Origin of the sequence: Sphingobium limneticum (assembly GCF_008710155.1) — a bacterium.
GTDB classification, from domain to species: Bacteria; Pseudomonadota; Alphaproteobacteria; order Sphingomonadales; family Sphingomonadaceae; genus Sphingobium; species Sphingobium limneticum.
In genome coordinates, this window is the sequence record NZ_VYPZ01000018.1 from 1 (window position 1) to 14,988 (window position 14,988).

General features: G+C 60.7%; 9 protein-coding genes. 2 read left to right on the forward strand and 7 right to left on the reverse strand.

Features of this window, described 5'->3' with window-relative positions; all coding sequences use genetic code 11:
* Positions 1–145: 145 nt before the first annotated feature.
* The 5 genes from F4U94_RS17310 to F4U94_RS17330 all read right to left on the reverse strand — a co-directional run bounded on the left by F4U94_RS17310 (position 146) and on the right by F4U94_RS17330 (position 8,963).
* A complete protein-coding gene (locus tag F4U94_RS17310; protein WP_120252643.1) occupies positions 146–988 on the reverse strand; it encodes an NADPH-dependent oxidoreductase in 843 nt (280 codons plus the stop codon).
* 30 nt (positions 989–1,018) lie between these two features.
* The gene (locus F4U94_RS17315) at positions 1,019–3,217 is read right to left on the reverse strand and encodes a TonB-dependent receptor (RefSeq protein ID WP_120252642.1); all 2,199 of its coding nucleotides are present in this window, start codon (positions 3,215–3,217) and stop codon (positions 1,019–1,021) included.
* 420 nt (positions 3,218–3,637) lie between these two features.
* On the reverse strand, positions 3,638–5,146 hold the full coding sequence (locus F4U94_RS17320) for an aldehyde dehydrogenase family protein (RefSeq protein ID WP_232016503.1): 1,509 nt from the start codon (positions 5,144–5,146) through the stop codon (positions 3,638–3,640).
* Between the two features lie 66 nt (positions 5,147–5,212).
* Positions 5,213–7,576: a TonB-dependent receptor gene (locus F4U94_RS17325; RefSeq protein WP_197716483.1), complete on the reverse strand. Its 2,364-nt coding sequence runs from the start codon at positions 7,574–7,576 to the stop codon at positions 5,213–5,215.
* Positions 7,577–7,661: 85 nt separating this feature from the next.
* Positions 7,662–8,963 carry a cytochrome P450 gene (locus F4U94_RS17330; RefSeq protein WP_120252640.1) on the reverse strand — a complete coding sequence of 434 codons (1,302 nt, stop codon included), beginning with the start codon at positions 8,961–8,963 and terminating at the stop codon, positions 7,662–7,664.
* Between the two features lie 215 nt (positions 8,964–9,178).
* Here F4U94_RS17330 and F4U94_RS17335 point away from each other — a divergent pair, with 215 nt between their 5' ends.
* Positions 9,179–10,288, forward strand: a complete 1,110-nt coding sequence (locus F4U94_RS17335; protein ID WP_232016502.1) for an NAD(P)-dependent alcohol dehydrogenase — start codon at positions 9,179–9,181, stop codon at positions 10,286–10,288.
* Here the strand turns inward: F4U94_RS17335 and F4U94_RS17340 are convergent.
* Together F4U94_RS17340 and F4U94_RS17345 are read right to left on the reverse strand one after the other, a co-directional pair.
* Positions 10,263–11,006, reverse strand: a complete 744-nt coding sequence (locus F4U94_RS17340; RefSeq protein ID WP_120252639.1) for a MerR family transcriptional regulator — start codon at positions 11,004–11,006, stop codon at positions 10,263–10,265. The genes F4U94_RS17335 and F4U94_RS17340 overlap by 26 nt on opposite strands.
* 236 nt (positions 11,007–11,242) lie before the next feature.
* The gene (locus F4U94_RS17345) at positions 11,243–12,298 is read right to left on the reverse strand and encodes a LacI family DNA-binding transcriptional regulator (RefSeq protein ID WP_120252638.1); all 1,056 of its coding nucleotides are present in this window, start codon (positions 12,296–12,298) and stop codon (positions 11,243–11,245) included.
* A 253-nt stretch (positions 12,299–12,551) separates the two neighbouring features.
* Here F4U94_RS17345 and F4U94_RS17350 point away from each other — a divergent pair, with 253 nt between their 5' ends.
* The gene (locus F4U94_RS17350) at positions 12,552–14,927 is read left to right on the forward strand and encodes a TonB-dependent receptor (protein WP_120252637.1); all 2,376 of its coding nucleotides are present in this window, start codon (positions 12,552–12,554) and stop codon (positions 14,925–14,927) included.
* Positions 14,928–14,988 lie beyond the last annotated feature (61 nt).

Here is a 14,988-nt window from a genome sequence, read left to right on the forward strand (position 1 = left end):
GAAGCCCCGCGATCACATCCCATTCCTCGTCCGTCAGATCGCCTCGGCCCATCATCGCTCCTCGCAAAGAGAAGCTGTGAATCAGAAATCAGGCAGATTGGGAATCCACTTTGTCAACGCTGCCTAGTTGGGAAATGCGCCGCCGTTAACGCAGGCCAAAGCCAAGCGCCTTGAGCGCGGCGCCAAGTCGCTGCCGCCCGTTGAGCGAGGCCGCCGACGCCCCGCGTTGAAGCAATTGCGCGATCCAGCCGACAGTCGGCAGCCCCTGTCCGTGCTGGAATATGCGGGAGGTCGCGTCGTAGCTGTCGATCGCTGCCTGCTGCGGCTCAAGCGCATAGCCTTCATGGTGCAGCACGGCGGCCTGCGGCAGGCGTGGCTTGATGGATGCCGGCCTGTCGGGATCGGGCCAGCCGACAACCAGGCCGAATACCACGCCGGCATTGGGCGGCAAGTCGATCAGGGCAGCCACATCTTCCGGCCGATTGCGCAGCGCGCCGATATAGACGGTGCCCAGACCGAGCGATTCCGCCGCCACGACCGCATTTTGCGCAGCCAATGCGGCATCGATCGACGCGACCAGAAAGCTTTCGAGATAACCGAAACCTTCGGCCGGCGCATCGCTGCGGGCGGCGATGTGATGCGCGCGGGCCAGATCCGCGATCCACAGCAAAATCAGCGGAGCATGCGCGATATGCTGTTGTCCGCCCGCCAGCTGCGCCAGTTGCGCGCGCTTGTCCGCATCGGCGACCGCAACGACGCTCCACAATTGGAGGTTGGAGGAACTGGCCGCAGATTGCGCTGCGGCCACCAGCGTTTCTACGGTCCCGTCCGGCAATGCATCCTTGCGATAGGCGCGTATGGAGCGATGTGACAGGAGGTGCCCAATCACATCATTCCATAGCAGGGGGCCGGATGGTTCATCGCCACCATAGCGCCGTGCCAGCGCGGCATGGAGGTCCGGGTGCGCGATTGGATCGTCCAAGGCCATGCCCACAGCGCCTTTCTATGCGAGTGCCGATCAATATGAGAAGCGAACGCTCGCCAATACCGTCGCCGGATCGGCATAGTTGCGATAATAGACCCCGGTGGTCGGCGTATAGGCCGAACTGACCGGTTTGTTCGCACCCAATATATTCTTGCCTGTGAGCGCGACCTGGAAGCGGTCGTCCGGCAGAACCCAGGTGACGGACCCGTTGACGAAGGTTTGCCCCGGCACCCGATCCTGCGTCCGCGCCAGCGCATTGGCATAGAAGCTGCTTTGATATTGAGCGTTGGCGGAGAGCCGCAAATGGCTGCCGCTCGCGCCCAGGGGCAGGTCATAGGTCGTGCCACCCGACAGCGACCATTTGGGCGCGTTGGTCAGCGGATTACCGTCGGCATTCACGCCGTTGCCACCGGCCCCCTTATAATCGTCGTAGACCGCCTTCAGATAGCCGACCGACCCCTGGAAGCTCAGGGCATCGGTCAGCCGCAGGTCGTTTTCCAGCTCGACGCCCCAGCTATGCGCCTTGCCAGCATTGCCCCGCCGGCTGCCGACATAAGCGGGGTCATAGAAGGATACCTGCAAATCCTTATAGTCATTGTAGAAGACCGCCAGATTGCTGCGCAGCGCCCGGCCGAACAATGTCGCCTTCAAACCGCCTTCATAGGTGGTGACCTTTTCAGGATTGAAGGGCAAGGTCGCCAGGTCCAGTCGGGTGGCGCGATTATCGAAACCGCCCGATTTGAAGCCGCGCGACCAGGTCAGATAGTTGAGCAGGTTGGGTGTCCATTGCGCCTGCACCGAAACCTTGGGCGTCAACGCCTTCCATGTCTTTTCCGCTTCCCCCGCGATGGATTGCGACACGACATTGCGGTTATCGTCGATCACCTTGTTATCGAAGACGAACCGTTTCTTCTCGATCGTGCCGCGAATACCGGCCGTCACACTGAAAATATCATCCGCCTTCCAAGTCCCTTCCCCGAAGACGGCATAGGCGTCGGTATAGGTGATATTATGCGCACGCTGCTTGTTGACGGGCGCGGTCGCAGCCGTGCCGGTCCGGCTGAAACCATCGCGTTCCACGAAGAAACGTTCATGCAGGTAGAAAAGGCCGCTGGTGAAGCTGACATCGCCAAATTCACCATTCAACTGCACCTCCTGGCTCAGGAACTTGTCATTATAATGGATGAGATTTTTCTGGATCAGTGCGGCCTGCCCGTCATTTTCATAATAGACGGGGTTGAGGTTGAAGCCGCCGGCCGCCGTGATCGACTTGATCGAAAGCTGGGGCGAGAGCGTGTAGATAAGGCGCAAGGAGCCGTTGAGCGCATTGAGATGCTGGAGCGGCTCGACTTCCGAGTAGGATCGACGGCGGCTGAACGTCCCGCCCGGCTGGTTGACCGGAATATAGGATCGGCTGTCGCTGCGGTCGCGGATCACGTTGAGGGTCAACAGCGCATCGAGGTCGTTGATGCCGGTGAAGCGCAGCTTGCCGCGCCATCCGTCCAAGTCGATGCGATTCACATCATGGCCCAGCGTCGGGTTGTAGGTGACGCCGTCACGCGTCCGGTGAATGTAGGAGATGCTGGCCGAAAGCACGTCCTTGACGATGGGCCCGCTGACAAGCGCGCGCAACTGCACGTCATTATAGCTGCCATAGCCCGCCTCGGCCGTCACATGGGTCGTATCGTCCGGATCGCGGGTGATCAGGCGAAGAGCGCCCGCGCTGCTGTTGCGGCCGTATAAAGTGCCCTGCGGTCCGCGCAGCAGTTCGACCCGCTCCAGATCGACGAATTCACTCATCGATCCGATCTGACGCGGAACATAGACGTCGTCGACATAGACGGCCAGCACAGGTTCCTGGATCGGATCGCTCTCACCCACGCCACGTAGCGAGAAGGTCTGGGTCGTATGGCTGATCGACGTGCGGGCTACGAACAGGTTGGGCACTTGCCCAGCCAGATCGCGCACGCTGGTGATATTGCGCTGTTCCAGCAACTCGGGCGTGAAAGCGGAAATGGCGATGGCGGTCTTTTGCAGGTCCGTCGCGCGGCGCTCGGCGGTAACGATGATTTCTCCCCCGGACCCGGTGTCTTCAACCGGGGTCACTTGGGTCGGTGCCGTCTGGGTCGGTGCCGTCTGGGCCTGAGCGGTTTGGGCCTGGGCGGTTTGGGCCAGGACCAGGGCCGATGCCAGGGACAGATAAAAATCAAACGAGCGATAAGTGAATTTCATGGACGTGCATTTCTCTAACCACCCGCCCCGCGCGGATTTGAGAATTTTCTACTAGATTGGTAGATATTTTGAGCAAACAAGTTGTGCGCATGCGCTGTTGAGAAGCGCTGAAGTCATACGGCTTGCCATATCGCCTCGTCCCGGACGCTGGTGAGCGCAAGTCGTCTGCAGTCACTCCATTCTGACATTCAACTGGCGGTCCCACCGCCATTTCCTCCCCGCCGCTAACATGCAGCCAGGTTATGGTTGGAACATATTGCCGTGATCACGCCGGTTCGAGAGCTGCCTGTCGAGAATTTTTCCAAAGCCCGATGTGCAGCAGCAATCGCAGCCAGAAGGACCGAGCAACGGATCATTCCTATCTGAATGATGTGCCAACGACCTGTCTGTCTGAATAGCTATGTTTCCAGTTCACAAAAGCTAGCTGTCCAGAAGGGCCGTCACCGTCTTGGTTTCGGTGTAGTGAAGCACCCCTTCCTCGCCGACCTCCCGCCCCCAGCCGGATTCCTTGACCCCGCCAAAAGGCGCGGAGGGATCATTCATGCCATGGGTGTTGATCCACACCGTGCCGGCTTGCAGCTTGCGGGCGGTCAGATGGGCGCGCGACAGATCGCGGGTCCAGATGTTGGCGGCCAGACCATAGCGGGTGTGGTTGGCCGCCCGGACCACCTCATCTGCATCGTCGAAAGGCGTGGCAACCAGCACCGGGCCAAAAATCTCCTCCCGCACGATGCTGGCGTCGGCGTCGGGATTGGCGAAGATGGTCGGCTCGACGAAGTAGCCGTCTTGCTCGCCTGTTCCGCCACCGGTGACGAGGTCCGCCCCGCTCGCCTTGCCCTGGGCGATGAAATCCAGCACGCGGCTCTGCTGTACCTTCGACACCAAAGGCCCCAGCATCGTGTCAGGATCGCGCCCATGGCCAAGCTTGAAGGTTTTCGCGACCTGCGCGACTCCTTCGACCACCTTGTCGAACACGGATCGTTCGACATAGAGGCGCGAGGCGGCAAGACAAACCTGCCCGGAATTGAAGAAGATGGCGAGCGCGGCGCCGATCGCCGCCTGGTCGAGGTCGGCGTCGGCGAAGATCAGCGAGGGCGACTTTCCGCCCAGTTCCAGCGTCACGCGCTTCAGATCCTTCGCGGCGGTCTGGACGATCTGCTTGCCCACGCGGGTCGATCCGGTGAACGCGATCTTGTCGACACCTGGATGTTCGACAAGCGCCTGCCCCGCCTCATGCCCGTAGCCGGTGACGATGTTCAATACGCCCTCGGGCAGCCCCGCCTCCAGCGCCAGTTCCGCCAGGCGCAGCGCGGTCAGCGGCGTGACTTCGGAAGGCTTTAGAACGATGGTGCAACCCGCCGCCAATGCCGAGGCGATCTTCCACGCGGCCATGGCGAGGGGGTAATTCCACGGCACGATCTGGCCCACGACACCGATCGGATCGCGCACGGAATAGCTGTGATATTGGCGGCCATCGCCGGAAATCGGGTTCACCTGCCCATAAATTTTCGAGCACCAGCCCGCCATGTAGCGGAAGATATCCACGGCGGCCGGGACATCCACCGCCAGCGCATGATGCACCGCCTTGCCATTGTCATAGCTTTCCAGCAGCGCCAGTTCCTGCGCGTGATCCTCGATCTTGCGGGCGATCGCCTCGATGATCTTGCCGCGATCGAGCGGCCGCATCCGTGCCCAGACTGCGGATTCGAACGCCGTGCGCGCCTGCCGCACCGCCCGGTCCACATCGGCCGCCGTGCCTGCCGGCACGCTGGCGAAAATCTTGCCCGTCGCCGGATCTTCCACATCGATGCGGCGCCCATCCGCTGCCTCCTCCCACCCACCGCCGATCAGCATGCGCGTGGTCGGCAAACGGACCTCATGTCCCGGTTCGCCATGCAGGCCGGCAACGTGGGAGGAGCGTGCAGTCATAGGGTTTCTCCGGGAAGCAAGAAGGAGCCGCGTCCACCGTTCAGGACGCGGCCCAGGGGAGGTGGTTCAGAAACGCGCCGACAAGGTTGCGCCGAAAGTGCGGGGGCGCCCGGCGAAGCGGACCGTCGTGTCGGTGATGCGGGTGGCGTTGGACCAATAATAGGTGTTGCCCAGGTTCCGCACGAACGCGCTGATCTTGTAACGCTCGTCATCGAAGGACAGGCCGGCGCGCAGGTCGATGAGCGTATAATCCTCGATCGTCAGGCCACCCTGCGCGGTGAGCGCTCGCGACGGCGTAGCGCGGGCATTGCCCAACACCGCCTTGGTATCGCTCTGAAAATTGAGGTTGGCGCCGATAAATGCTTCCACATCGTCGCTGAGCGCCCAGTCATATTGAGCATCGGTTACAATCTGGAATTTGGGGGTATAGGGAAAGGCCGATCCGCCAAAGTCCAGCTGGTTGCCATAGCTGTCATAATTGACGAAACTGCCCTTGATCTTGGTATCGAGGTAGGTCGCGCCTATGCTCACGCGCAGACCGTCGGCCGGCGCCAGATCAAGCTGCATCTCCGCACCCTGCACGCGCGACTTGGGCACATTGACCAGCGCTTCGAGCGGGCCGAACACATCGGGATTGGCGATCACGCGGCCCTTCAACTGCTTGTCGCTATAATCATAATAGAAGAGCGCGCCGTTGATCTGAGCCCTATTCTCCAGCAAGGTCAGCTTGGCTCCGACCTCATAGGCAGTCACCGATTCCTGCGTCACCGGATTAAACTGGTTGGCATCGCTGGCTGACAGCAGCGGAAAACTGCCCGATTTGTAGCCCTTGCTGACCGAGGCATAGAGCAGCACGTCCTTGCTCGGCTTATAATCGATACCCGCACGCCAGGAGACATTATCCTCATCCAAGGTCCGCTGCACTTCACCGACGGTCAGGGTCGGACCATCGATCGTCACGCAGGCACCATCGCGAATGGCGATGGGCGCCAGTCCCGCGCCGCCACGGATGAAGTTCACCAGATTCTGGATCCCCTGCCCCAGAGCAAAGCCGCGATCAGCGGTACAGCCCGCGAAATCGATATTGGTCTTCGTATAGCGCACGCCGCCATGCAGGGTCAGATGATCGCCAATGTCATAATCCAGGTTGGCGAACACCGCCTTGTTCACGAACTTCTGTTGCGCGTATTGGCTGTAGACGAAGAAGGGGATGCCCAGGCCTGCATCGACAAAATTATAGGCCGATGTCGATTGGTCGTAGGGACCGGCATCATCCTGCTGATAGGTTTTTTCCCGCGCATAATTGGCGCCCAGAATATAAGTCAGGCCGCCCGTTCGCCCCTGCAGCCGCAATTCCTGCGACAATGATGTGATCTTGCCGGTGGTGTTGTAGAAATAATCGCGCAGCGCCACGCCGTCAGGATCGATGTCCTGATCATTATGATATTGGGAATAGCTGCTGATCGACGTCAGCGTCAGATCGTCGGTCAGGTCGATATCGCCCCGAAAGGATGCCTGATAGAACCAGTCGTCGCGCCCTGGCTTCTGCTCCGGTGTCCAGTCCGCATCGCGATTGTTGCGCGGTGCGATCGGATAGGTGGCGAGTGGACCCAGCCGCGCCGGATTGCCCAGCGGCACCACCCCGATCAGTTGCGCCGCCTGGCCGTCGCTCTTGTCGATAAAGCCATTGAGATTAAGCGAAAAGCGCGCGCCATCGGACGGCTCGAAATCGATCAGAATACGCCCGGTCGTGAAGTTGCGATCGCCCAGCTTCTCGTCACGGGTATAGCTGCGCTGCCACGCGCCGCCCTGCTCGGTGCGCAGCGCGACCCGCGCTGTCAGCGTATCGCTGATCGGTCCGCTGATGAAGCCGCCGCCCGATACCTGTCCGAAACTGTCCACCCCAGCGTCGATCCCCGCCTTGAAGGTCGATGTCGGCTTGGCCGCGATATAGTTGATCGCGCCGCCGGTCGCATTCGACCCGAACAAGGTGCCCTGTGGTCCTTTCAGCACCTCGACCCGCTCCAGATCGAGCGTCGCGCCACGCGTCATGATGGAGAAGGGGATCGGCACCTGATCCTGATAGATGCTGACCGTAGGCTTGGCCGCCAGGCTGGTGTCGTAGAAGCCGATGCCGCGCAACGTGTAGACCGGCGTTGCGAAGGCGCTTTCGGTATAGTTGAACCCCGGCACGATCTTCACCAGATCGGCGACATTGGTGATCCCCTGATTGGCCAGTTTCTCCCCCGACGCCGCCGTAATCGAGAGCGGCACATCGTTGATCGCCTGCTCACGCTTTTGCGCGGTGACGATGATGTCGCCCAAACCGGCAGACTGCGCCTGCGGCGCGGCCTCAGTCTGCGCAAATGCCGATGCGTGCATTGCCGCCATCGATACGCTGGCGACCAGCAGGACTATTGTCTTTTGCATGTCAGGCTCCTCCCATATTGCCCGGATTGTCCACCCTTGGGCATTGTGCCGACCCCGCGTGCGCGATGTCCCGGCTTTTGAAAAATCAGGCTTTCTTGAAACGGATCGGCAGCGCCTTGTAACCGCCGACAAAGTTCGTCTCGACCAGGCGCGGCGGTCCGGCCATTTCCACCGACGCCAGATGGGGCAGCAGTTCCTCGAACAGGATGCGCATCTCCAGCTTGGCCAGATGCTGGCCCAAACACATATGCGGGCCAAAGCCGAAGGCGATATGCGGATTGGGCGAGCGGGTGATGTCGAACCGATCCGCGTCCGCGAACACCGCCTCGTCCCGATTGCCCGACGGGTAGCAGATCATCAGCCGTTCCATCGCGCGGATGTCCATGCCCCGCACCTGCGTGTCGGCAGTGGCGTTGCGCATGAAATGCTTGACCGGACTGGTCCAGCGGATCGCCTCGTCCACCAGGCCCGGAATCAACGCCGGGTCTGCCTTCACCTTCGCCCAGTTTTCCGGATAGGCCATCATTCCGTGCAGGCCGCCAGCGGTGGACGATGATGTCGTGTCATGCCCCGCCGTGGCGATCGCGACATAATAGCCATTCGCTTCGTCACGCGGGATGGGCGCCCCATTGATCCGCGAATTGGCGATCAGCGACAGCAGATCGTCGGTCGGCTGCTCGCGCCTCTGCGCACTCAGCCTGTCGAAATAGGTATAGAAATCCTCGATCGAAGCCGCCCATTGTTTCGCAGCTACCACAGGGTCAGCCACCATTTCCGGCCGCTGCTCCTCAGGATCATGGACGCCGAAAAATTCCTGCGTCAGCTTGAGCATCTTCGGCTCGTCTTCGGGCGGTACCCCGAACAGCGACATGATGACACGCAAAGGATAGTGGAGCGCGAAGTCGCGGACGAAATCGCATTCGCCGTCAAAACTCAGCAAATTGTCGACCGACTGGCGCGCCAGCACCCTCACCTGCTCCTCCAGCTTGCTGATCTTGCCCGGCAGGAACCAGTTGGAAGTCAGTGTGCGGTAGGATGCATGTTCGGGCGGGTCCATATAGGTCAGCGACGACAATAGTCGCGTCGTCCCCCCGGTAATCTCCCGCGTGAAGGCGTCAGATGCCTGATCGTTCAATACGGGATTGTGATCGGCATTATGGAACAGCTTGGCATTGCGTTCCACTTCCCTGATGTCGGCATGTCTGGTGACGATCCAGAGCGGATCATAGCCCGGTACCTGCGCGATCCCCAACGGCATATGCTCACGCAGCCATTTGAACGCACCATAGATGGTCGCATCGTCCGTGTAGCTTTTGGGCGCGACCACGATCCGCGCGATATCGTCGGGGATGATCGGACGCGTGTCTGCATCCAGCGAAGTCGCCATGAAACTACCCTCTCCTGCCACGCTGCCCTTGGGCCATTTGCGTATTGCGTATGCTTATTACGTAGTTGTGGACAAGGCCGATCGTCAATCGTAAAAAGCGGTCGGACCATTTAGTGATGACGTCGGGCAAAGCGACGCTTTTGTGCGGCTCGCAGGAAAGAAATGGACTGCAAGATCCCGGCTTTTGAATGCAGGGGCACAATTTGAATGAGAGGATGACCATGGAAGTAGTGGCAGCGGTCGCCCGGACGGCGGGCGGAGAATTCACCATCGAGCATCTGACGCTGGGCGACATACGCCCTGACGAGATATTGGTGCGGGTCGTGGCGACCGGCCTTTGCCATACAGACATCGTCGTGCGCGATCAGCTGTTGCCGACGCCACTGCCTGTCGTGCTGGGCCATGAGGGGGCCGGCATCGTAGAAGCGATCGGCGCCGAAGTGGCATCAGTTGCGCCGGGTGACCGGGTGGTCATGGGCTTTGCCGCCTGTCGCCAATGCCCGCAATGTCTAAATGGCCAGCCGGCCTATTGCACCGATTTTGCCGCGCTCAATTTCGGCGGATGCCGCACCGACGGTTCGACTTGCCTGCATGATGGAAAGGCGCAGGTCAGCAGCCATTTTTTCGGGCAATCCTCCTTCGCGCGTCATGCCATCGTCGCGGCGCACAATGTGGTGAAAGTGTCGGCCGACGCACCGCTGGAGCTTCTGGGGCCATTGGGCTGCGGCATCATGACCGGCGCGGGCGCCGTCATGAAGGCGCTCAAACTACAGGTCGGCGAAGCCATTCTCGTCACCGGCGGCGGCCCGGTGGGACTGAGCGCCGTTATGGCGGCCAGCGCTTCCGGTGCCGGGGCGATCATCGTCGCGGATCCGCTGGAAAGTCGCCGGGTCATGGCGCTGGATCTGGGCGCCACCCATGTGATCGATGTGGCCGCCGGCGACACGGCAGAACAATTACGCGCGATCAGGCCTCAGGGCGTCGATTGCGTGCTCGACACATCGGGCGCCGTACCTGCGATCGATGCAGGCATGCGCGCGCTCAGTCCACTCGGAAGGCTTGCCATGGTCGGCGTGCCCAAGGCACTGGACGCCGCGGTCAGCGTCAATATCCTGCATATGCTCTCGCTTGGCATCAGCATCTGCGGGGTCACGGAGGGCAATGCCGATCCGCAAAGCTTCCTGCCCGAACTGATCGCCCTCAATGCAAAGGGGCTGTTCCCCTTCGAAAAGCTGATGACCCGCTATCGACTGGAGGATATCAACCAGGCCGTCACGGACCAGCATGAGGGTCGCTGCGTCAAGGCCGTGCTGACGATGGCGTGATACCGTCTGCGGGGCGATCCGTTTCCTTGCCGGCGCGGATCGCCTCGACATGCCGGAAAAACGCACGCTGGCGCATCAGGCCAAAGAAATCGAGCATCAGCGGCAGAGCATGTTCCACCATGGTCGCAGCTTCGCCGACGTCGATATGTCCCTCGACCCGCTCCATGAAGGTCTTTGCCTCCCACCGCCCGACAAAGTCGGCAGCATCGGTGTAAAACCCCAATATCTCTGGCGTATAGTCCAACCGCCGATCAAAGCCCGCCTTGCGCATATCACCCCAGATGCGCACCAGTTGCGCGCAGGTGATGCTCAACGCCTCCCCTTGATCGGTGTCGATGATGGACAGGATACCGATCTTGGCGAGCGTGCGGGCATCCTCCGCCGCATGCGGATAACGATCCAGCAGCGACGCGATCGTCACCGGCGGACCATCCACGCCGGCACGGTGCGATACCAGCTGCTCCAGTTGGTCGAATGCACTGGCCTCCACCCGGCCGTCCATACCCTCGCCGCCGATAATCGCCTTGATCTGCCCCAGCGTCAGCCGGTTCTCTCGCTGCAATCGCCGCACCGCCAGGATCGCCTGGACATGCTCTTCGCCATAATCGGCAACGGTCTTGCGCGGGCGGGCGGGTTCGGGGATTACTCCTTCGCGCAGATAGACGCGGATCGTCTCGCGATGGACCCCGGTCCGCAACTCCAGTTCGCGCATCTTCATTCCACCGCTACAGCATGACGAGCAAAATGTGGCAAGCTGCTATGTTTGATATATACGCAACAGCCTCACGACGCCTTGACAGCATAGCTGATCTTGCGTCTGCGGAATGGCCAGAAATTATGATTGAGGGCCGTTGCCAAAGCCCGGATAGGCCAGCACATCATCACGTCCACAATGTGGGTTAACGTAATTCCCATCCTTGATGAAATCCAGGATCCTTCAATTTATATTGACTGTTAACTGCTCAATTTCAAACATTGACCTGCAGATTCTCTTAGAACGATCTTATGTTCCAGATATATCAGCATTGATGGCTGTCCCACACTGACGTCTTTAGCGAGTTTCACAGCCAGTGTCGCCGCGTCGCTGGAGATTTGCCGCCCTGGATGCTTCACGGTCGTGAGCGATGGCCAAATCTTTACCGCGATCGGCGTGTCGTCAAACCCCACCACCGACAGGTCACGCGGCACATCCAGCCCGCGCCGATGCGCCAACGACACGACGGCGGCGGCCATGTCGTCATTGCTGGCGAAGATCGCGGTCGGCCGGTCGGTCAGGTCCAGCAGCGCCGCGCCTGCGACCAGTCCGGATTCAAAGCTCATGTCGCCGGTCGCGATCAACTCTGGCTGGACCGGCAAACCCGCATCGCGTAGCGCCGCCTGATAGCCTTCGCAGCGGGTGCGATGGATCAGGTGGCCGGCGCCGCCGCGAATGAAGCCGATATTCCGATGGCCAAGGCCGATCAGATAGGCGGTCATATCCCGCGCTGCGCCATAATCGTCAATCCGCACGCAATGGTCGCCGGACAGCGCATCACCCGGAGACATCGCTACCACAGGCACCGGACAGTCGCGGGTCAGGCCATGGCGATTGGCAATTTCGCAATAGGGCGGGACGATCAGGATCGCATTCGCGCCATTTTCCACCAGCCCCTGAATCTGCTGCGCAATTTCCTTGGGGTCACCATTTTCCAGCGGCCGGAGTAACAGCTGCGCGCCCAGCCGGCTGGTTGCATCCAGTGCGCCAACCAGAATGGAACTGAGAAATGCGTTTTCGATATTGCGATAGAGCAGGCCAATTCGCGTCGCGCTGGCGCTTGCCAGCGACCGCGCGGCCATATTGGGCACGTAATTGAGTTCACGCACCGCCGCCATCACCGCGTCGCGCTTGCTTTGTCGCACCTTGCTACTGTTGTTGAGGACGTTGGACACGGTCATGGGCGACACACCGGCATGGTTCGCAACCGTCTGAATGGTAATGGCCTGGTTGGCCCGACGCCCCGATCGGGCCATGATTGTTACTCCCTGTGCCACGCACCGCACGCTTTCGCTATATGTTTAACGCTATATTTCTGGCGGTTGCAAATGGCTACGGACGATCCAGCTGTCAGAATTCCACGATTGTTCATTAAAATGTAGCGCTATAATATTGCTGTTGACAGCATCGCGATACTGGAAGATGTAGCGCTACAACCAAGCGGCCAAACCGCTGGTGGGATCAGTTCATACGATCGCACGCCCAAACTGTGCGAATAGGGGAGGATATATGCGTTTTTCCAAGACCATGACGTTGCGCCGCGCCGCGGTGTCCGCTCTCAGCCTGGGCATCGCCCTGGCGCCTGCTGCCGTGATGGCGCAAGATAGCGCGCCGCAGGCCCCGCAGGACGGTACCGATATCGTCGTGACCGCGCAAAAGCGCGCCGAGCGCCTCCAAGACGTGCCGCTGGCCGTGACTGCGGTGGGCGCCGACACACTCGCCAATCGCCAGATCAATGACAGCAGTTCGCTGGTACAAGCCGTCCCGTCGCTGACCTTCCAGCAGGGCGCCACCCCCACCAACAGCAGCTTCCGCATTCGCGGCATCGGCACCGCGCTGTTCGGCCAGGGCGTCGAATCTTCCGTCTCCACCGTCGTCGATGGTGTCGTGGCCGTGCGCCAGACCCAGGGCTTCACCGACCTCGCCGATATCGAGCGTGTCGAAGTGCTGCGCGGCCCGCAGGGCACGTTGTTCGGCAAGAATGCGACCGCCGGCGTCGTCAATGTTACCACAGCTCGCCCCTCGCGCGATTTTGAGGGCAAGGCCGAAGCGACCATTGCCGAACATGGCGAATATCGCGCCCGTGGCACCGTGTCCGGCCCGATCAGTGACACGCTGCGCGCCCGCGTTACCGGTTTCTACAACGACGTGCGCGGTATCGCCCGCAACATCGCAACTGGCGGCTGGGACAACGGATCCAAGAGCTGGGGCGTGCGCGGCAAGCTGGAATGGGATGCGACCGAAAATCTGAACCTGCTGTTCGCGGCCGAATATCGCAAGACCGACGCGGATTGCTGCGCCTCCACCTGGATCGCAATCACCAATCCGAACCTTCAGTCGCTGGTCGGCCCGATCAACGCCACCCGTGAAAACCGCACGCTGAATGACGAAACCGTCACCTATTCCAATAGCAAGCAACAGACCTATTCGTTGCAGGCGGACTGGGATTTGGGTGGCGCGACTGTCACCTCCATTTCCGCCTACCAAAAATATCATCTGGACGTGAACCAGCCGATCGAACGCATCAACAGCAATGTGCCGCTGTTCGTAGGCAGTGGCGCGACCTATTCCTATTTCAGCCAAAATCATGGCATTGTCGACCTTGATGCCTTCAGTCAGGAACTGCGCATCGCCAATAATGGCAATAGCGATCTTAATTATGTCGCCGGCGCCTTCTACATGCATTCGGATATCGAGCGCCCATTTGATCGCCGCCGCGCCCGCTGCACCGCCGGCACCTTCGGCCAAGCCTGCGCGCCCACCAATATCATCTGGCAATCGGCCAAGAGCGACATCCGCCTGAAGCAAGAGAGCATCGCTGCATTCGGTCAGATCGATTACCGCATCATTGGCGGTCTGAAGGCGATTGGCGGCCTGCGCGTGCAGTATGAGAAGGGCACCAACAGCGGCACCCGTACCGCGCCGATCGTGGCGGGAGACGTAATCTTCCCCGGCAATGCATCGACCAGCGGCTCCGTCACCGCCAGCGACACGGCAGTCACCGGCAAGGCAGGCCTGCAATATGAATTCAGCCGCAACGCGCAGGTCTATGGCAGCTATACCCGCGGCTACAAGGGGCTGGGTTATGAGATGGAAATCTCCGCCAACCTCGCCGACCAGCGCGTGCTGGAGCCAGAACATGTCAACGCTTATGAAGTTGGCTTCAAGGGTCGCACCGCCGACGGTGTGCTGAGCGTCAGCACCGCCCTGTTCCTGGCCGACTACACCAATCTGCAGGTGCAGGCGAACCGCTCCGACATCACGTCCGGCGTGGTCCAGTTCGTCTCCACCAATGCCGGCAAGTCGCGCACCAAGGGCTTCGAGATCGAGGCCACCGTGCGACCCGACGATCATTTCAGCCTGACCGGCGCGGTCACCTATTCGGACGCGAAGATCGACATCGACGGCCTGAATTGCCCGCAGCAGATCGCCGCCACCGCGCCGATCAGGACTGGCACGCCGATCAACGTCTGCTACCGCACGGCGGCGGGCGTCACCCCGACGCAAAATCTGCGCGGCGCCACCTTGCCGGTCAGCCCGAAATGGAAGATCAGCATCGCACCCCGCTATGAAGCGCAGATTCCGGGAACCGACTATGCCAGCTTCATGCAGGTGGGCGTCAATTTCCAGAGCGCGATGAACTTCTCGGTCGAGCAGGATCCGCTGCTGGAACAGCCCGCCTATACGCTGGTCGACGCCAGCATCGGCGTGAAGCAGATTGATGGCCGCTACAGCCTGACCCTGTTCGTCAAGAATCTGTTCGACGAAAACTACCTGACCAGCATCGGTCACACCTCCTTCCTGGGTGGCAATTACGATCTGGTCGGCACCTACAACAAGGATGCGGATCGTTACTTCGGCGCCACGCTTGGCGTGAAGTTCTGATCTTTCGGGCGCGGCGGCACGGCCGCCGCGCCTCCTATTCACACGGTATGGAGCAGGACGA

Bases quoted from the DNA above. Each gene is read 5' to 3' on its own strand.
- F4U94_RS17310 (WP_120252643.1), bottom strand. From the start codon at position 988: ATGGCCTTGGACGATCCAATCGCGCACCCGGACCTCCATGCCGCGCTG.
- F4U94_RS17315 (WP_120252642.1), bottom strand. From the start codon at position 3,217: ATGAAATTCACTTATCGCTCGTTTGATTTTTATCTGTCCCTGGCATCG.
- F4U94_RS17320 (WP_232016503.1), bottom strand. From the start codon at position 5,146: ATGACTGCACGCTCCTCCCACGTTGCCGGCCTGCATGGCGAACCGGGA.
- F4U94_RS17325 (WP_197716483.1), bottom strand. From the start codon at position 7,576: ATGCAAAAGACAATAGTCCTGCTGGTCGCCAGCGTATCGATGGCGGCA.
- F4U94_RS17330 (WP_120252640.1), bottom strand. From the start codon at position 8,963: ATGGCGACTTCGCTGGATGCAGACACGCGTCCGATCATCCCCGACGAT.
- F4U94_RS17335 (WP_232016502.1), top strand. From the start codon at position 9,179: ATGACCATGGAAGTAGTGGCAGCGGTCGCCCGGACGGCGGGCGGAGAA.
- F4U94_RS17340 (WP_120252639.1), bottom strand. From the start codon at position 11,006: ATGAAGATGCGCGAACTGGAGTTGCGGACCGGGGTCCATCGCGAGACG.
- F4U94_RS17345 (WP_120252638.1), bottom strand. From the start codon at position 12,298: ATGGCCCGATCGGGGCGTCGGGCCAACCAGGCCATTACCATTCAGACG.
- F4U94_RS17350 (WP_120252637.1), top strand. From the start codon at position 12,552: ATGCGTTTTTCCAAGACCATGACGTTGCGCCGCGCCGCGGTGTCCGCT.